This window comes from Syntrophaceae bacterium (assembly GCA_013177795.1).
In the GTDB taxonomy this organism is placed as follows: Bacteria; Desulfobacterota; Syntrophia; order Syntrophales; family UBA2192; genus UBA2192.
Window position 1 is genome coordinate 736,993 of sequence record JABLXY010000001.1, and the last position, 17,358, is coordinate 754,350.

Consider the following 17,358-nt stretch of genomic DNA (forward strand, 5'->3'; position numbering starts at 1 on the left):
CTGCTGTCGAAGGAGATCCAGTCCGACGAGGTCAAGAAACTCATCTCGCTGGGCGAGGAAAAGGGCTTCCTGACCTACGACGACGTCAACGAGATGCTGCCCTCGGACATCGTGTCGTCGGACCAGATCGACGAGATCATCATGCTCTTCGGGGAGAAGAACATCGACATCATCGACACGGACAAGGGGGAGAAGATCATCCTCAAGAAAACGGTCGATGAAGCCGCCGAGGCCAAGGAAGAAGAGGAGGACGAGCTGCTGGCCCTGCTGCCCGGCACCGCCCGGACGGGGGACCCGGTGAAGATGTACCTCCGCGAGATGGGGCTCGTCTCGCTGCTGAACCGCGACGAGGAGGTGGAGATCGCCAAGAAGATCGAGGAGGGCGAGAGCGAGATCACCGACGCCGTCTTCAGCGTGCTGACCTCGGTCAAGGACATCGTCGGGATGGGCCGGGAGCTCAAGCAGGGCGAGCTGCGCGTCAAGAGCATCGTGGACAACATCGAGGACGACGACGGCTTCGTCGAGGAGGAGATCCACAGCGAGCGCGTGATCAAGCTCATCGACCGGATCACCGAGATCGACCGCCGCAACGACGCCCTCCGCCGGAAGCTGAGGGAGAAGGGCCTCAGCGAGGCCAGCCGCAAGGACCTCGAGGCCAAGATCGCCAAGAACGACCGGAACATCGTGAAGGCCTGCCGGGAGATCAACCTGAGCAAGAAGCGGATCCAGCGGATGGTCGCCCGGCTCAAGGACTATCTCGCCGAGGTCGATGCGGCCGAGGCCGAGATCCGGCTGATCCGCTCGAAGACGAAGCTGCCCCTGAAGTCCCTGGAGAGCACCTTCGCGCAGATGCGCAGGAGCAAGCAGGACGAGCGCAAGGTCACGAAGGAGCTTCGGATCTCGGCGGCGCGGCTCAAGGAATACGAGGAGCGCCTCAAGGAGGCCCGCAAGACGCTCAAGCGCGTCCAGACCGAGACGGGGCTGCCCCCGGCGGACCTCCGGAAGGTCGTCGAGACCATCGAGGCCGGCGAAAAGAAGGCGGGCTCCGCCAAGCGCAAGCTCGTCGAGGCCAACCTGCGGCTCGTCGTGAGCATCGCCAAGAAGTACACGAACCGGGGGCTGCAGTTCCTCGACCTCATCCAGGAAGGCAACATCGGCCTCATGAAGGCCGTCGACAAGTTCGAGTACCAGCGGGGCTACAAGTTCTCCACCTACGCCACCTGGTGGATCCGGCAGGCCATCACCCGCGCGATCGCCGACCAGGCGAGGACGATCCGGATCCCCGTGCACATGATCGAGACGATCAACAAGCTGATCCGCACGTCGCGCTACCTCGTGCAGGAACTGGGGCGTGAGCCCTCGCCCGAGGAGATCGCCGACAAGATGGAGTTCCCCCTCGAGAAGGTCCGGAAGGTCCTCAAGATCGCCAAGGAGCCCATTTCCCTCGAGACGCCCATCGGCGAGGAGGAGGACAGTCACCTGGGCGATTTCATCGAGGACAAGAAGATCCTGTCGCCCTCCGAGGCGGCCATCAGCATGGACCTGGCGGAACAGACCCGCAAGATCCTCTCCACCCTCACCCCGAGGGAGGAGAAGGTGCTGCGCATGCGGTTCGGCATCGGCGAGCGGGTGGACCTGATGCTCGAGGAGTCCGTCGCCGAAAGCGCCGACGCCAACGTGGAGAAGGCGCGCCAGATCGAGGAGAACGTCCTCAAAAACCTGCGGAGCCCCTCGCGCCGCAGGGAATTGAAGTCGGCGGCGAAATAAAGACTTGACAAATGGGCCGCGTGAATTTAGACAAACGATTTCAATAGGCTTTTTGTTTTGCGGGGCCCATAGCTCAGCTGGCAGAGCCACCGGCTCATAACCGGTCGGTCCCTGGTTCGAACCCAGGTGGGCCCACCATTTCACCGGGGGCGCGAGCGATCGGGCCCCCGCAGACAGCGGAGCGCACCCTTGGACCGAACCGTCACGACCCCTTCGAAGCACGCGGGACGCGCAGCGACGCCCGTCAGGGGGATACGCCTCGAAAATGCACCCACCGCGGTGCATTTTTTTTATTCCGGCGGCCCTGCATGCGCAGCCGCAAACTCTGTAAACGCGGGGGAACGAGATTGAAAGACCAGATCAGCCTGCTCATTGACATTCAGAAGATCGACCAGGAAGTCAGGAGCCTGAACACGAAGAAGCAGACCCTGCCCGACAGGGCGGCGGCGCTCGATCAGACCTTCCGGGCCGGCAGGGACCGGCTGGAGGAAGAGCGGGCGGGGCTCGAAGGGCTCAACAAGCTGCACCGGGAGCGGGAATCGGAGCTCAAGGCGGGCCAGGACAGGCTCCGGAAAGCCAGGGAGCGCCTCCTCGAGGTCAAGACCAACAAGGAATACCAGGCCATCCTCACGGAGATCGAGACGATCGAGCAGGCCAACGGCCGGATCGAGGAGGAAATCCTCGTCCTCTACGACCGCATCGACGAGAGGAAGGTCGCGCTCAGGGCCCACGAGAAGGAATTCGAGGCGATCCGCGCGGACTACGAGGCGCAGAGGAGGAAAATCGACGAGGAGCTGGCCTCCATCGACGGGGCGCTGCAGGAGCAGAAAGCCCGGTTCGAGGACCTCGTCAAGAACCTGGAGCCCGACCTGCGGCGCCGCTACGAGATGATCAAGGCCCGGCGCAACGGGATCGCCATCGTCGCCGCCCGCAGGGGCACCTGCAGCGGCTGCAACATGAACATCCCGCCCCAGCTCTACAACGAGCTGCAGCGTTCCGACCAGATCCTCTGCTGCCCGAACTGCAACCGGATTCTCTACTGGGACGACAGCGCCAATGGGCAATAAGACCCTCCTTCTCTTCACCGACGGGGCCTGCCGCGGCAATCCCGGCCCGGGCGGCGCCGGTGCCGTCCTCATGACCGGCGACGGGCAGGTGGTCGCGCAGGCCAAGAGATTCCTCGGTCGCTGCACCAACAACATCGCCGAGTACCGGGCCCTCATCCTGGGTCTCGAAGAGGCCCTGAAACACGGGGCATCCGCGCTTTCCGTGCTTCTCGATTCCGAACTCCTCGTCCGCCAGATCCAGGGCCGCTACCGGGTGAAGAACCCCGCCCTGCAGCCTCTCATGGCTGAGGTCAGAAACCTGCTTGCCCGTTTCGACACCTGGGAGGTCGATCATGTCCCCCGCGGCGGGAACGCCGCGGCCGACGCGCTGGCCAACGAAGCCATCGACGAGGCGCTTGCGAGAAACGAAAGCTAGGGCAACCGGAAGTCAACTCCAAATAATCATTGCAAAATTCAGAAGCTCGTCGGAAAATGACGCGTGTCGGAGCAGGCGGGATGATCGCCGGCCCCTCACCGGGCCGGAGGAAAGTCCGAGCTCCACAGGGCAGGATGGTCGCTAACGGCGACCGGGGGCGACCCCAGGGAAAGTGCCACAGAAAACATACCGCCCCGAGCTTGTCGAGGGGTAAGGGTGAAAAGGCGAGGTAAGAGCTCACCAGTTCCCCGGGTGACCGGGGAAGCTCGGCAAACCCCATCCGGAGCAAGACCGCATAGGGGAGCGTTCGAGGGCGGCCCGCCCGAGCTCCCGGGTAGGTCGCTAGAGGCGGCAGGCAACTGCCGTCCCAGAGTAATGATCATCGCCCCCCGGAGGGTGACCGACGGGGGGAACAGAACTCGGCTTACAGCCTGCTCCGACACCACAACAAGAAGAAGTTAGGAAGACAGGAAGCTGGGAAACGAGACAAAAAAAAGATCCCTCCGCATGCCTTCCGAAGCCGTCTTGCGCCGCATGGATCCCAGGCATATCGTCGTCGCCCTCTTCCTTTTTACATGCCTGTTCACCCCGGCCCCTGTGGCTGCTTCCGATGAGGCCGCGCGAAAGATGCGCGAGGCCGATGCCCATTTCAGCCAGGGTGAATACTTGGAAGCCCTGGCGGCTTACCAGGAGGCGCTCGAGCAATCGAAAACGGGCGGGCACCGGCCCAAGGCCCTGATGATGTCCGCGACGATCCACGGCAGGTTCCTCAGGGACCCCGAGGAGGCGCTGAAGCTCTACGGCCGGGTCCGCGAGGCATACCGCGGGTCGGTCTACGAGGCCGACGCCATTTTCGAGTCCGCCATGCTCGAATACGAACGGGCGCGCTACCGGGAGGCTTCCCGGCTCTTCAGCCTGTACCTCTCGAAGTTCCCCTCCGGCAGCCGTCGCGACGTGGCGTCTTTCATGCGCGACGCCAGCGACCACCCGCCCGGCGGGCACGAGCGGAAGCCCCCGGTGCAGGCCCCCCGCCGCGACCGGGGCGACGTGATCCGGGTCCTCATCGCGGACAATGCCGCGGAGATCCGCGTCGTGTCGCCGTCGCGCATCGAAGTCCGCAACCCGTCCGGCGACAGGCCTCTCTCCACGCTGGCCCCCTCCCGGGAGGCGGGAATCCGCGTCGACGGCGGGCGGCTCTCCATCGGCGGGCAAACCCATCCCGTCACGGAATGCACCCTCACGGCCCCGCAGGACGGCGTGCTGCGGGTCAACGGGACCCCCTACCGGGGGACGGTGAGGATTTTCGTCACCCGCGACGGGCGGCTTGCGGCGCACAACATCATCGATCTGGAGGAATACCTCTACGGCGTCGTCCCGAGGGAAATGCCGCCGGGGTGGCCCGATGAGGCCCTCAAGGCACAGGCGGTCGTGTCCCGGACCTTCGCCCGCTACCAGATGGAGGCCAACGCCTCCCGCGAATACGACATCTGCGCGACGACCGCCTCCCAGGTCTACGGGGGGGCCGCAGCGGCGTCGGACCGCGCCCGCCGCGCCGTCGACGCCACCCGCGGCCGGATCCTGACCCACGGCGGGCGTCCGGCCCTCACGTACTATCACGCCAACAGCGGCGGGATGACGGAAGACGCCCGCCACGTCTGGCGGGTCGCCATCCCCTACCTGCAGTCCGTCCCCGACGAGCCCAGCGCCCGGGCCCCCGGCTCGGCGTGGGCGGCATTTCTCAGCTATCAGCAGATCCGCGACGGCCTGCAGCGCAACGGAGTCAGGGTGGGCGAGATCCGCGGGATCGAGCCCGCCGCAACCAGCCCCTCGGGCCGCGTGACGAAGGTGAGAATCGAGCACGCCTCGGGCGTGACGGTTCTCAGCGGCAACCAGTTCCGCACGATGACGGACCCGGCCGCCGTCAAGAGCACGCTTTTCAAGATGGAGGCGGCGGGCGGTGGGGTCCGTTTCGAGGGACGGGGCTCCGGCCACGGGGTGGGGCTGAGCCAGTGGGGCGCCCGCATGATGGCAGAAGGAGGATCCCCCTACCGGGAGATCCTCCTCCATTATTACCGGGGACTTGATCTGCAATAAGAAGTTGAGAAGCTCAGAAGCTATGAAGCTTGGAAATCCTTAGCCCCTGAGCCAATCTTCACCCCTTTTCTGTTTCTCAACTTCCCAACTTCAAAACTTCGCAGCTTCCTTATTTCCCCAGGTTCTTCTCCGTCTCGATGATGTCGAGGGTCGTCTTGATCACCGTGTCGGCGTTGAGCGACATGCTGTCGATCCCGCACTCGACGATGAACCGGGCGAACTCGGGGTAGTCGCTGGGCGCCTGGCCGCAGATGCCGATCTTCTTGCCCAGCTTCCGTGCCTTCGTGATGACGTCCCGCACCAGGGCAAGCACGGCCTCGTTGCGCTCGTCGAAGATGTGGGCCACCTGGGCCGAGTCGCGGTCGAGGCCGAGGGTCAGCTGGGTCAGGTCGTTGGAGCCGATGGAGAAGCCGTCGAAGATCTTCGCGAACTCCTCCACGAGGATCACGTTGCTGGGGATCTCGACCATCATGTAGATCTCGAGGCCGTCCTCCCCCTGGACGATGCCGTTGTTGCGCATGACCTCGATGACCCGCTTGCCCTCCTCCACGGTCCGGCAGAAGGGGATCATGGGCTTGACGTTTTTCAGGCCCATCTCGTTGCGGACCTTCTTGATCGCCTGGCACTCCAGGGCGAAGCCGTCGCGGTACTTGTCGTCGTAATACCGCGAGGCGCCCCGCCATCCGATCATGGGGTTCTCCTCCGAGGGTTCGAAGTACTTGCCCCCGATGAGGTTCGCGTACTCGTTGCTCTTGAAGTCGCTCATGCGGGTGATGACGTCCTTCGGGTAGAAGGCCGCGGCGATCTTCGCGATGCCCTGCGCCAGCTTGTCGACGAAGAAGTCCGTCCGGTTCTCGTACCCGCGCGTCAGCAGCTCGATCTCCTTGCGGACCTTCCGGTCCTTCACCTTCTCGAACTGCACCAGCGCCATGGGGTGGATGCGGACGTACTGGTTGATGATGAACTCGAGACGGGCCAGGCCGACACCGTCGTTGGGAATGGCGGCGATGTCGAATGCGTTTTCCGGGTTGCCCACGTTCATCATGATCTGCGTGCGCGGCCTCTGCAGGTTCTCGAGGTTGACGCGCTGCACGTCGTACTTGAGGATGCCGTCGTAGACGTTGCCGATCTCCCCCTCGGCGCAGGACACGGTCGCCTCTTTGGACTTCCGCAGGGCCTCGGTGCCCTTCCCGGTGCCGACGATGCAGGGGACGCCGAGCTCGCGGCTCACGATGGCCGCGTGGCAGGTCCGTCCGCCCTTGTTGGTCACGATGGCGGCGGCGATCTTCATGATGGGCTCCCAGTCGGGGTCCGTCATGTCCGTCACGAGCACCTCGCCCTTCTTGAAGTTCTTGATGTCGGCGACGCTCTCGATGACGTTGACGGGGCCCGCGCCGATCTTGGACCCCACGGCCGTCCCGGTCACCAGCGGTTTCTTGTGCTCCCGCAGGACGTAGCTCTCCAGGACATTGGCGTCCTTCTGGGACTGCACCGTCTCGGGCCGGGCCTGGAGGATGAAGAGCTCCCCGGTCACGCCGTCCTTGCCCCACTCGATGTCCATGGGCTTGAAGTAGCCGGCCTCGGCGGAGTAGTGGTCCTCGATGATGCAGGCCCACCGGGCCAGGGTGATGATCTCGTCGTCGCTGATGCTGAAGACGTCGCGCTGCGCCCTCGGGACGGGCTTGAGTTCCGTCGACTCGAGGCCCTTCTTCCGGGAGTACACCATCTTGATCTCCTTCGTCCCGAGCTTCTTCTGGACGATGGGGCGGAACCCTTGCTTCAGGGTCGGCTTGAAGACGTAGAACTCGTCGGGGTTGACCGTCCCCTGGACGACGGTCTCGCCCAGGCCGTAGGACGACGTAATCAGCACGGCGTCCTTGAAGCCGCTCTCGGTGTCGATCGAGAAGATGACGCCCGAGGCCCCGATGTCGGAGCGGACCATCTTCTGCACGCCGATGGAGAGGAAGACGGACTCATGATCGAATCCCTTGTCCACCCGGTAGGAGATCGCGCGGTCCGTGAAGAGGGAGGCAAAGCAGTGCTTGCAGGCATCCAGGAGGGCCGCCTCGCCCCGGATGTTGAGGTAGGTCTCCTGCTGGCCCGCGAAGCTTGCATCCGGCAGGTCCTCGGCCGTCGCCGAGCTGCGGACGGCCACGTCGGTGTTTTCCCCGTACTCCTCGCAGAGCCTGCGGTAGGCCTTGACGATCTCTTCCTGCAGGTCCCGGGGCAATGCCGCGTTGTAGATGAGACTGCGGATCTTCTTGCCGCGGGAACTGAGATTGCGGATGTCGTGCGTGTCCAGATCCCGCAGGATCTCCTTGATGTTGCCCCAGATGCCCGCCGATTCGATCAGGTAACGGTACGCGTGGGCCGTGATGGCATACCCGTCGGGGATGTTCACGCCCTTTTTCTGCAGGTTGCGCCGCATCTCGCCCAGCGAGGCGTTTTTGCCCCCCACCTCGGGTATGTCCTTCAGCTGCAGCTCGTCAAACCAGATGATCAGTCGCTCTTTATTCATTGCCATCCTCCCCGAAGATGTTGATGTCCCCCTTGTGAACCCGGCCCGCGGCCGCAAAACCCCTATCAGGTTTGTCCCCTCGAGTCAACGGGAAAGCCGCCGCCCTCAGCCCATGGCATCGGTGAGCTTTCGCCCGCCGAAGACGTGCATGTGCAGGTGGAAAATGAGCTGGCCGCCGTCGGGATTGACGTTGACGGTGACCCGGTAGCCCTTCTCGGCGATCCCCCTCTCTCGGGCAATGGTCTGTGCGGCCCGGACCATGTCCCTGAGCAGATCCCCCTGGTTCTCCCCGACGTCGTTGAGCGTCGCGACATGCTCCTTCGGGACGATCAGGACGTGCACCGGCGCCACCGGGTGGATGTCGTTGAAGGCGAGGATCCTGTCCGTTTCGAGCACCTTGCTGCAGGGGATTTCCCCCCTGACGATCTTGCAGAAAATGCAGTCGCTCATCTCTCCCCCTCTTTCCTCTCAAACACGGTTGTTTTGCGTCCGTCTGCCCCGCGGCCCTCGGCCCGGCCCGGTTCCTCCCGGTTCTCCAGCCTTCTCACCGTCTTGCCCTCTGCCCCTCTCCCTTCGTCCGTGCGATCGCCTGCTCCAGGTCCAGGGCGCCCGTGTAGAGGGCCTTGCCCGTGATCACGCCGAGAATGCCGGGGCATGCCGCGGCCATCAGCCGGTCGATGTCCCCGATCCCCGCCACCCCCCCGGACGCGATCACCGGGATGGCGACCTGCCGCGCGAGGCGCTCCGTGGCGGCAACGTTGACACCGGATTCCATCCCGTCGCGGCTGATGTCCGTGTAGACCAGGGCGGCAAGCCCGATCCCCTCGTACTGCCGGGCCACCTCGAGCACGTCCGCCCCCGTGGCCTCCGTCCAGCCCTCGACGGCCACCTTGCCCTCCCTGGCGTCGATCCCCAGGATGACCCGGTCGGGGTGACGCCGGCAGGCCTCGACGACGAAGTCCCGGTTCTTGAGGGCCGCCGTGCCGAGGATCACCCACCGGACCCCCACGCCGAGGTAGAAATCAACGGTGTCCAACTCCCGGATGCCGCCGCCCACCTCGATGGGGACGTCCACGGCGGACAGGATCCGCCGGATCACCGCGTCGTTGACGGGACGGCCCTCGCGCGAGCCGTCGAGATCGACGACGTGGATGCGCTCGGCGCCCTTCGCGGCCCACCGCCGGGCCACCTCCACGGGGTCCCCGCTGTAGACGGTCTCCCGCTGGAAGTCGCCCTGGAGAAGCCGGACGCACCTGCCGCCCCGGATGTCGATGGCTGGAATGACAATCAAGGATCAAGGCTCCGAAACCGGTGGCCCGGTTTTGATCCATCACAATAAAAAAAGCCGGTTTCCGGCTCCTCCCCGGGAGGGGCGCCGGTCCGGCCATTCCTGTCGGTCAGCCGGGCCGCTTACCGATACCCGGGAAAGGTTTTCAGGATCTCGTCGACCCCTTCCTCGGCCAGCTCGGCCACTGTCACCCACTGCATGCCCCTCCGGAAAAACATGGAGGCCTGAAAGAGATTCTCGAACAGCGACTGCTGCGTCTTGTCGAAGATGTTCCCCCATGCCAGCTCCCCGTCGCTCGACCGGATGAGGTAGACCCCGAAGGTCACCGACGCCGGCCGCTCGGCGGAAAACCTGTAGCCCACCCGCTCGCTGAAGCAGGACACGTAGCCGATCAGGACCCCGTCGACCTCGAGGGCCTTCCCGGTCATCTGGAGCTGCTGTGCAACCGACGCCCTCGGGTGCTCGCGCCTCACTTTCTGGTGGACGGCGTCGCTCTGGTAGGGGGGGATGACGGAAAACCCGCCGGACTGCGCCAGCCGTCCGAGGAACAGCTCCTGGACCTGCAGATCGGCATTCTGGGCCATGTCGCAGGTGCGGAAGACGGTTCCGCAAACCGGGCAGCGCGCCATCCGGCTGGCGTCGCTCGACGTGAGCTTTTCGAAGGACACGGCGGCCAGTCTCCGGGGGGCAAAAGGCTCCTTGCCGGCCTGGACCGTTTGAACGGGCGGACTCGAGGCGCACCCGGCCAAGACAAGCAGGGCGGCACAGAGGATGGTCAGGGCTGCCGCAGAGGCTTTCGGTAAGGGTTTCACGCTCCCCCCGCCGGGTGAACCGGGAATGGTGAAGGACTGGGAAACAGAAGAACGAAAAAAGACGGCTCTCGCTGAAACGCCCGGGAGTCAGAGAGTCCCCTTCGTGGAGAGGACCCCGCGGATCCGCGCATTCCGTTCGACCGCCTCGCGCAAGGCTCGGGCGAAGGCCTTGAACATCGCCTCTGCCATGTGGTGACTGTTCTTACCATACATGACCTTGACGTGCAAGGTCATTCCGCTCGCGCCGGCGAAGGCCGTGAAGAACTCCCGGATGAGCGCAAGGTCGAACGTCTTGATTTTGCGGGAGCCAAACTCCGCGTCGTAGACGAGATAGGAGCGGCCGGAGACGTCGAGGTGCACCGCGGCGAGGCTCTCGTCCATGGGGACCGTGGCGGAGCCGTAGCGGTTGACCCCCTCCTTCGCGGCGAGCGCCTCCTTGAAGGCCTTGCCCAGGCAGATCCCGATGTCCTCCACCAGGTGGTGATCGTCGACGTCCGTGTCGCCGCTGCCCTTGACCGTCAGGTCGAAGAGGCCGTGACGGGCCGTCAGGGTCAGCATGTGGTCCAGGAACGGGATCGTCGTGTCGATTCTCCCCTTGCCCGTCCCGTCGAGATCCAGGAGGACCCGGATATCCGTCTCCGCCGTCTTCCTCTCGATCCTGGCCTTCCGTGCCATCTCTTCTCCCCCCGTCGCGATCCTTTATTGCATGGGCTCAACCCGCATACGGTGTCCTCTCCGTCAGAGGGTGAGAGGGTATGAAGGTGAGAAGGTTGGAGCAGTGATCACGTAAACACTTGGCCTTGGGCTTGTCCAACGTTCTCACCCCCTCACCTTCTTACCTTCTCTTGCTCGCGGGATGCGCCCCGGTCACACCACTTTATTCAGGGCATACTCGATGATCCCCTCGGCCCCCGCCTCCTGCAGCAGGGGGATGAGGTCCCGGATGATGTTGCTGTCCACGACCGTCTCGACGGCGAACCACTCCTCGTTGTAGAGGTTCGAGATGGTGGGCGCCTTGAGGGACGGCAGAAGCAGGATCACGCGCCCCAAGTTCTCCTTGGCGACGTTCATCTTGATGACCACCTTGCCCATGCCGAGCAGCGACCCCTTGAGCATCGTCCGGATCTGCTCGATCTTGCGGCGCTTCCAGGGGTCTTCCCAGGCCTCCTTGTTCGCCAGCAGCTGCGTGTTGGTCCGCATCAGCTCGTGCACGATCCGCAGGCGGTTGGCCTTGATCGTGCTGCCCGTCTCGGTGACCTCCACGATCGCGTCGACGAGCCCCTCGACCACCTTCGCCTCGGTGGCGCCCCAGGAAAACTCGACCTTGACGTCGATGTTCCGCTCGCGGAACCAGCGCTTCGTGAAGTTGACGAGCTCCGTCGAGATCTTCTTGCCTTGCAAATCCTCGACCGTTTTGACCGGCGAATCCTCGCGTACGACGAGGACCCAGCGGGCGGGCTTCGCCAGCACCTTCGAGTAGACGAGGTCCTCGACGACGACCACGTCCGATTCGTTCTCGATCACCCAGTCGTGGCCCGTGAGGCCCAGGTCGAGGGTTCCCGCCTCGATGTACTTGGACATCTCCTGGGCCCGCACGAGGGCGCAGGAGATCTCTTCGTCGTCGATGTCCGGGAAATAGCTGCGGCTGTCGTAGCTGATCCGCCAGCCGGCCCTCTTGAACAGGTCCACCGTGTTGGACTCGAGGCTCCCCTTCGGGATTCCCAGCTTCAGCTTTTTCATTTGTAGACATCCTTCGGGTTGAAGATGCGCTCGCCGACGATCTCCTCTGCGCCGCCGGAGACCCTCCGGTAGAAGCAGGACCGGTATCCCGTGTGGCAGGCCGCCTTGCCGACCTGGTCCACCATCAGGAGGATCGTGTCGTTGTCGCAGTCGATCCGGATCTCCCGCACGAGCTGCACGTGTCCGGACGTCTCGCCCTTGACCCAGAGCTCGCCGCGCGAGCGGCTCCAGTAGGTGGCCTTCCCCGTCTGCAGGGTGTGCTCCCATGAACGCTCGTTCATGTAGGCGAGCATGAGGACCTCCTTGGTCTCGAAGTCCTGGACGACGGCGGGCACGAGGCCGCCGGCCTTCTTGAAATCGGGCTGCACCATGATGACTCGTTCCGTCCCGTTATTTCCCATGCGCCGGGCATCCCGTCCCGGCCGCGTGGAAGCGCAAATGGTAGATAAAGCGGCCGATTTTATCAAGAACTTTTTCTTTTCGCCTTGCCTGCACGCCGTTTTTGTGTTAGAAGACTTGCCGTTCTTTCTCCGGGCTGCGGCCCCGGTCAACAGCCCTCATCTGGAGGTGGAGAGCGATGTCAGTCCTCATCGGCGGCGGCATGTCGGTCCTGCTGGGCCTCGTCCTGCTGATCTTCTGGTACAAGCACTTCCTGACGCTTCTGATGGGGGCCGTGCCGATCCTGCTCATCCTGGGGGGTGCGCTGGCCGTCTACGTCGGTCTCGACGAGCTCAAGGACAAGATCCGGGAGACCCAGGAGAAGGAGAAAGAGGAGCTCAACAGGGCCCGTGCGGAGCTGGAGCGGGCGAAGGCCGAGGCCGACAGGTACCGGGAAGAGCTGGAAAAGCTCAAGGAAACCAAGTAAGGCCGGCGAAAAAGACCTTGACAGGGGAATCGAAATCCCCTATCGGAATAAGCCTGTGAAAAAAACCGGGGCGGAAAGCGTCATGCGTATCCCCTTTTCCAGAAACCCAGCCGTACCCGCCATCCTGCTTCAGTACCCCTACATGTATTGATGCCTGCAGTTCACCCTTCCGGGTGGGCATGCAGGCTTTCCGGAACACCCCGCGCATTCGAAGGACCCGTTTTCAATCGACATCAGCCCCATCGCTATCTGTTTCGGGCTGACACCGGGGTCCGCAGTTGACCGAAACGGACTTCGCATCATCCCAAGGAGGACAGGGCCATGCAAAAGACGACGACAGGGACACGATCCATCATCCTGCTGCTTGCGGCTGCGGTCACTCTCGTTTCGTGGACGGCCGCCGAGGCCGCCACGAGCCTGACCTACAGCATCTTCTTCCCCCCGACGCACGCGCAGGCGAAGGCGGCCGAGGCCTGGGCAAAGGAGGTTGAGAAACGAAGCGGCGGCCAGGTCAAGATCTCCCTCTTCGCGGGCGGGACCCTGACGCCGGCCGACCAGTGCTACGACGGCGTCCTGAAAGGGATTTCCGACATCTGCATGTCGGCCTTCGCCTACACGCGGGGCCGCTTCCCGGCCATGGAGGTCCTGGATCTCCCCCTCGGGTACCCGAACGGGCGGGTGGCCACCCGGGTGGCCAACGACTTCTATCATACCATGAAGCCCAAGGCGCTGGAGAACGTCAAGGTGCTCTACCTGCACGCCCACGGACCGGGGCTGCTGCACACGAAGAAACCCGTCAGGACGCTGGAAGACCTCAAGGGGATGAAGATCCGCTCCACGGGCTTCAGCGCCAAGGTCGTCACCGCCCTGGGAGCCCTCCCCGTGGCCATGCCGCAGGGTGAGACCTACGAGGCGCTCAGCAAGGGCATTGTCGACGGGACGATCGGCCCCATCGAGGTGCTCAAGGGCTGGAAACAGGGCGAGGTGATCAAATCCACCACGGACTGCCACGACGTGGGGTACACGACGGCCTTCTTCGTCGTCATGAACCTCAAGAAGTGGAACACCCTGCCCTCCGATGTCCGCAAGGCCCTCGAGGACGTGAGCCGCGAGTGGGTCGACGTGCACGGCAGGGCCTGGGACGACGCGGACAAGGAGGGGCGTGCCTTCACCCAGAGCCTGGGCAATCAGATCATCCCCCTTTCGGCCCAGGAGAGCGCCCGCTGGAAGAAGGCGGTGCGGCCGACGATCGACGAGTACGTCAAGGAGGCCGAAAGCAAGGGCATCCCGGGCCGCAAGTCGGTCAAGGAAGCCGAAGCCCTCATCGCAAAACACCGCAAGCTCTACAAGTAGTCCGGCTTCGGGGGGACGCACGTGCTTCGTGCCATCGGAAAGACCCTGCATCGGGCGGCGGTCGCACTCAACGGCCTCGCAGCGGCGGCGATCGTGTTCATCATGCTGCTGACCTGTGCCGACGTCGCGTTGCGCTTTTTCGGCCGGCCCATTCCGGGAACCTATGAGCTGGTCGGGTACTTCGGCGCACTCATCGTCGCCTTCGCCCTGGCCTGGACCTCCGTGGAGCGCGGCCACATCGCCGTGGAGATGCTCGTCGACCGGCTCCCGGGACGCCCCCGCGGCCTCGTGGAGGCCCTGGGGTCGATCGCCGGCGCGGCGTTGTTCGGCCTGCTCGCGCGGCAGTGTCTCGTGTATGCCCGCGACCTGATGGAGAGCGGCGACGTGTCCCTGACGCTCGGCATGCCGACGTGGCCCTTCGTCCTCGGGATCGCCGCCGGGTCGGCGATCCTGACGGCGATCCTCCTCACCGACGCCCTGCGGCAGCTTCGGAGGGCTCTCAAGCCATGACTCCGACGGAAGCCGGGATTTGCGGGTTCGTTGCCCTCGTCGCCCTCATGTTCCTGAAGATCCCCGTGGGGTTCGTCATGGCGCTCGTGGGGCTGGCCGGCTTCGCGTATCTGGTCACCTGGGACGCCGCCCTGCACCTGATGGCCCAGGACTTCTTCTCCGTCTTCGGGTCCTACAACCTCACGGTCATCCCCCTGTTCGTCCTCATGGGGCAGCTGGCGCACCACTCCGGGATGAGCAGCCGGCTGTTCCATGCCGCCTACCGCTTCCTCGGGAGCCTGCCGGGCGGGCTGGCCGTCGCCACGATCGGCGCCTGCGCAGGCTTCTCGGCCATCTGCGGCTCCACGAGCGCCACGGCCGCCACGATGGCCGCCGTGGCCCTGCCGGAGATGAAGAAGTACAACTACGACCCGGCCCTGGCGACGGGCGTCGTCGCCGCGGGCGGCAGCCTCGGCATCCTGATCCCGCCGAGCACGATCTTCATCGTCTACGGGATCATGACCGAGCAGTCCGTCGGCAAGCTCTTCCTGGCGGGCGTCGTGCCGGGGGTCCTCATGACGGCCCTGTTCATTGCGACGGTCCTCCTCTGGACCTGGAGGCGCCCGGAGCTGGCCATGCCGGGGTCTCGGTTCACCCTTCGCGAGAAGGTCGCCTCGCTCGCGGGCGTCGTCGAGACGCTCCTGCTCTTCGCGGCCGTCATGGGCGGCCTCTTCATGGGGGTCTTCACCCCGACGGAGGCGGCGGCCATCGGCGCCTTCGGCACCCTGCTGATCGCCCTCATCGGCAGGCATCTGTCCTGGAAAGGGTTTTCCCAGGCCCTCGTCGAGACGACGCGGGTCACCTGCATGATCCTCGTCATCGTGGCGGGGGCCACCGTCTTCGGCCACTTCCTGGCCGTCACACGGATCCCCTTCGACGTGGGCGCCTGGGTCCTCGGGCTCGCCGTGCCGCCCTGGGCCGTCATGGCCATGATCATCCTGATCTACCTCGTCATGGGCTGCCTCATGGACTCGCTCGCCATGATCATGCTGACGATCCCGATCTTCTTCCCCGTCATCACCGCCCTCGGGTTCGACCCGATCTGGTTCGGCGTGATCATCGTGCTCGTCACCGGGATGGGCGTCATCACGCCGCCCGTGGGGATCAACGCCTACGTGGTGGCGGGCGTGGCCCGCGACGTCCCGCTGCAGACCATTTTCCGCGGAGCCCTCAGGCTGCTGGCCGCGCAGATCGCCACGGCCGCCCTGCTCATCCTCTTCCCGCAGATCGCCCTGTGGCTGCCGCGGCTCATGCACTGACCCCGTCGACCGTTTTTCTTTTCGATTGCGCAGGGCGCGAAAAATCCGCATAGTAGCGCACGGGCCCCCAGTAATGCCCTGGAGAAACAGGCCGGTAGCGTTCCATGAGCCCGATTGCGATCGAACTGACTCTTCTTGCCGCAGCGGTTCTTCTTCTCGCCAGCATTCTGGCCAGCAAGGTCTCGGACCGCCTTGGGATCCCCTCTCTGCTGATTTTTCTGGGGATCGGAATGCTGGCCGGTTCCGACGGTCTTGGCGGTATCCATTTCGACGACCCCGCGCTCGCGCAGACCCTGGGGATCATCGCGCTGTGCTACATCCTCTTTGCCGGCGGACTTTCAACCAGCTGGACGAGTGTCCGTCCGGTTCTCGTGCAGGGCGGCCTCCTTGCCACACTGGGGGTTTTCGTCACAGCCGCTCTGGCAGGTTGGTTCACCACGGTCGTGGGAGGGCTCTCTCCTCTCGAGGGGTTCCTGCTCGGTTCGATCATTTCCTCGACGGACGCGGCGGCCGTATTTTCCGTCCTGCGGTCGAGAAGCGTCAGCCTCAAAGGAAACCTGAAGCCCCTGCTGGAACTGGAATCGGGGAGCAACGACCCTATGGCCGTTCTCCTGACGGTCGCCAGCATCAAGCTCCTGCTGCACCCCGGCGAGACCGTGGCCGACCTGATACCCATGATCCTCGTCCAGCTGCTGCTCGGTGCGGGCCTGGGGTACCTGCTCGGCCGCGGGATGGTCCTCCTGATCAACCACATCCGCCTCGAGTATGACGGGCTCTACCCCGTGCTGAGCCTCGCCACGGTTCTTTTGATCTACGGGCTCTCGACGGCCGTCCAAGCAAACGGGTTCCTCGCGGTCTACGCCGCCGGCATCGTGATGGGCAATCACAACTTCATCCACAAGAGGAGCCTTATCCGGTTCCACGACGGGCTGGCCTGGCTCATGCAGATCTCCATGTTCCTCGTGCTCGGACTGCTTGTCTATCCCTCAAAGCTTCCGGGCATCGCAGGCACGGGAATCCTCGTCACGGCCTTCCTGATGCTGGTCGCGAGGCCCGCGGGCGTCTTCGTCAGCCTCATCGGGTCCGGCATGTCCTGCCGGGAGCGTGTGATGGTTGCCTGGGTGGGGCTTCGCGGCGCCGTGCCGATCATTCTTGCAACGTTCCCCCTGCTGGCCGGGATCGCACAGGCGGAAATGATGTTCAACGTTGTTTTCTTCGTCGTGCTGGCTTCGGCCCTTCTGCAGGGAACCTCGATTCCGAGGATAGCCCGTTGGCTCGGCGTGGATGCGCCGATGCAACGGGTTCCCCTCTATCCCATCGAGTGCGAACCCGGCGGTCGGGTACCCTGCGACCTCGTCGACATTGAAGTCAGGGAAGACTATGCGGCGGCGGGAAAGCAGCTCGTGGAGCTCGGGCTGCCCGAGGGGGCCCTCGTGGTGCTCATCAACCGGGGCGAGGAATTCATCATCCCCACGGGGGGAACGATCCTGAACCCCGGGGACCGGCTGCTCTTCCTGGCAGCCGCAGCGCAGCTCGATCAGGCGCGTTCGATCATCGAAGCGCCGCGGGATCAATGAAAGAGATTGTCGCCGCCGCCTGAAGCATTTACACTGGATCCGGTGCGGACAGGA

The 17,358-nt window shown here is 64.4% G+C and carries 15 protein-coding genes, 1 tRNA gene, 1 other RNA gene and 1 pseudogene; 11 read left to right on the forward strand and 7 right to left on the reverse strand.

All coding sequences use genetic code 11. From position 1 onward, the window contains the following. The first annotated feature begins 3 nt into the window (after positions 1-3). The 6 genes from rpoD (at position 4) to HPY67_03425 (ending at position 5,343) form a co-directional block, all read left to right on the forward strand. Positions 4-1,767: an RNA polymerase sigma factor RpoD gene (gene rpoD, locus HPY67_03400; GenBank protein NPV03761.1), complete on the forward strand. Its 1,764-nt coding sequence runs from the start codon at positions 4-6 to the stop codon at positions 1,765-1,767. 62 nt (positions 1,768-1,829) lie between these two features. Beyond that, positions 1,830-1,905 (forward strand) — tRNA-Ile (locus HPY67_03405). 209 nt (positions 1,906-2,114) lie between these two features. Continuing rightward, positions 2,115-2,834: a hypothetical protein gene (locus HPY67_03410; GenBank protein ID NPV03762.1), complete on the forward strand. Its 720-nt coding sequence runs from the start codon at positions 2,115-2,117 to the stop codon at positions 2,832-2,834. Further along, on the forward strand, positions 2,824-3,249 hold the full coding sequence (locus HPY67_03415; protein ID NPV03763.1) for a ribonuclease HI family protein: 426 nt from the start codon (positions 2,824-2,826) through the stop codon (positions 3,247-3,249). The genes HPY67_03410 and HPY67_03415 overlap by 11 nt, the downstream gene beginning before the upstream one ends. Positions 3,250-3,317: 68 nt before the next feature. Beyond that, positions 3,318-3,691: RNase P RNA component class A (gene rnpB, locus HPY67_03420), an RNA gene on the forward strand. Between the two features lie 92 nt (positions 3,692-3,783). Further along, entirely contained in the window at positions 3,784-5,343 is a 1,560-nt protein-coding gene (locus HPY67_03425; GenBank protein NPV03764.1) for a SpoIID/LytB domain-containing protein, read from the forward strand. 109 nt (positions 5,344-5,452) lie between these two features. Here the strand turns inward: HPY67_03425 and ppsA are convergent, their stop codons facing one another. The 7 genes from ppsA to hisI form a co-directional block, all read right to left on the reverse strand. Continuing rightward, positions 5,453-7,861 carry a phosphoenolpyruvate synthase gene (gene ppsA, locus HPY67_03430; protein NPV03765.1) on the reverse strand — a complete coding sequence of 803 codons (2,409 nt, stop codon included), beginning with the start codon at positions 7,859-7,861 and terminating at the stop codon, positions 5,453-5,455. Positions 7,862-7,966: 105 nt separating this feature from the next. Then, positions 7,967-8,311, reverse strand: coding sequence for a histidine triad nucleotide-binding protein (locus HPY67_03435; protein NPV03766.1), 345 nt, complete (start codon positions 8,309-8,311; stop codon positions 7,967-7,969). Between the two features lie 94 nt (positions 8,312-8,405). After that, positions 8,406-9,152, reverse strand: a complete 747-nt coding sequence (hisA, locus tag HPY67_03440; GenBank protein ID NPV03767.1) for a 1-(5-phosphoribosyl)-5-[(5-phosphoribosylamino)methylideneamino]imidazole-4-carboxamide isomerase — start codon at positions 9,150-9,152, stop codon at positions 8,406-8,408. 119 nt (positions 9,153-9,271) lie between these two features. Continuing rightward, on the reverse strand, positions 9,272-9,961 hold the full coding sequence (locus HPY67_03445; protein NPV03768.1) for a hypothetical protein: 690 nt from the start codon (positions 9,959-9,961) through the stop codon (positions 9,272-9,274). An 87-nt stretch (positions 9,962-10,048) separates the two neighbouring features. Then, complete coding sequence (gene hisB, locus HPY67_03450; GenBank protein ID NPV03769.1) at positions 10,049-10,636, reverse strand: imidazoleglycerol-phosphate dehydratase HisB; 588 nt, start codon at positions 10,634-10,636, stop codon at positions 10,049-10,051. 192 nt (positions 10,637-10,828) lie between these two features. Then, on the reverse strand, positions 10,829-11,701 hold the full coding sequence (locus HPY67_03455; GenBank protein ID NPV03770.1) for an ATP phosphoribosyltransferase: 873 nt from the start codon (positions 11,699-11,701) through the stop codon (positions 10,829-10,831). Continuing rightward, the gene (gene hisI / locus HPY67_03460) at positions 11,698-12,072 is read right to left on the reverse strand and encodes a phosphoribosyl-AMP cyclohydrolase (GenBank protein NPV03771.1); all 375 of its coding nucleotides are present in this window, start codon (positions 12,070-12,072) and stop codon (positions 11,698-11,700) included. Before hisI ends, HPY67_03455 begins: the two co-directional genes overlap by 4 nt. Positions 12,073-12,278: 206 nt before the next feature. Here hisI and HPY67_03465 point away from each other — a divergent pair. The 5 genes and pseudogenes from HPY67_03465 (at position 12,279) to HPY67_03485 (ending at position 17,304) form a co-directional block, all read left to right on the forward strand. Beyond that, a pseudogene (locus HPY67_03465) lies at positions 12,279-12,458 on the forward strand (hypothetical protein). 429 nt (positions 12,459-12,887) lie between these two features. Further along, on the forward strand, positions 12,888-13,919 hold the full coding sequence (locus HPY67_03470; GenBank protein ID NPV03772.1) for a TRAP transporter substrate-binding protein: 1,032 nt from the start codon (positions 12,888-12,890) through the stop codon (positions 13,917-13,919). Positions 13,920-13,940: 21 nt separating this feature from the next. Beyond that, complete coding sequence (locus HPY67_03475; protein ID NPV03773.1) at positions 13,941-14,429, forward strand: TRAP transporter small permease; 489 nt, start codon at positions 13,941-13,943, stop codon at positions 14,427-14,429. Then, positions 14,426-15,727 (forward strand): TRAP transporter large permease, encoded by a 1,302-nt coding sequence (locus tag HPY67_03480; protein NPV03774.1) that lies wholly within the window; start codon positions 14,426-14,428, stop codon positions 15,725-15,727. The genes HPY67_03475 and HPY67_03480 overlap by 4 nt, the downstream gene beginning before the upstream one ends. A gap of 104 nt (positions 15,728-15,831) precedes the next feature. After that, positions 15,832-17,304, forward strand: a complete 1,473-nt coding sequence (locus tag HPY67_03485) for a potassium/proton antiporter (GenBank protein NPV03775.1) — start codon at positions 15,832-15,834, stop codon at positions 17,302-17,304. Positions 17,305-17,358 lie beyond the last annotated feature (54 nt).

Excerpts from the sequence above, each read along its gene's own strand:
- hisI (NPV03771.1), bottom strand. The coding sequence starts at position 12,072 with ATGGTGCAGCCCGATTTCAAGAAGGCCGGCGGCCTCGTGCCCGCCGTC.
- HPY67_03435 (NPV03766.1), bottom strand. The coding sequence starts at position 8,311 with ATGAGCGACTGCATTTTCTGCAAGATCGTCAGGGGGGAAATCCCCTGC.
- HPY67_03425 (NPV03764.1), top strand. The coding sequence starts at position 3,784 with ATGGATCCCAGGCATATCGTCGTCGCCCTCTTCCTTTTTACATGCCTG.
- hisB (NPV03769.1), bottom strand. The coding sequence starts at position 10,636 with ATGGCACGGAAGGCCAGGATCGAGAGGAAGACGGCGGAGACGGATATC.
- HPY67_03415 (NPV03763.1), top strand. The coding sequence starts at position 2,824 with ATGGGCAATAAGACCCTCCTTCTCTTCACCGACGGGGCCTGCCGCGGC.
- HPY67_03485 (NPV03775.1), top strand. The coding sequence starts at position 15,832 with ATGAGCCCGATTGCGATCGAACTGACTCTTCTTGCCGCAGCGGTTCTT.
- HPY67_03455 (NPV03770.1), bottom strand. The coding sequence starts at position 11,701 with ATGAAAAAGCTGAAGCTGGGAATCCCGAAGGGGAGCCTCGAGTCCAAC.
- HPY67_03480 (NPV03774.1), top strand. The coding sequence starts at position 14,426 with ATGACTCCGACGGAAGCCGGGATTTGCGGGTTCGTTGCCCTCGTCGCC.
- ppsA (NPV03765.1), bottom strand. The coding sequence starts at position 7,861 with ATGAATAAAGAGCGACTGATCATCTGGTTTGACGAGCTGCAGCTGAAG.
- HPY67_03470 (NPV03772.1), top strand. The coding sequence starts at position 12,888 with ATGCAAAAGACGACGACAGGGACACGATCCATCATCCTGCTGCTTGCG.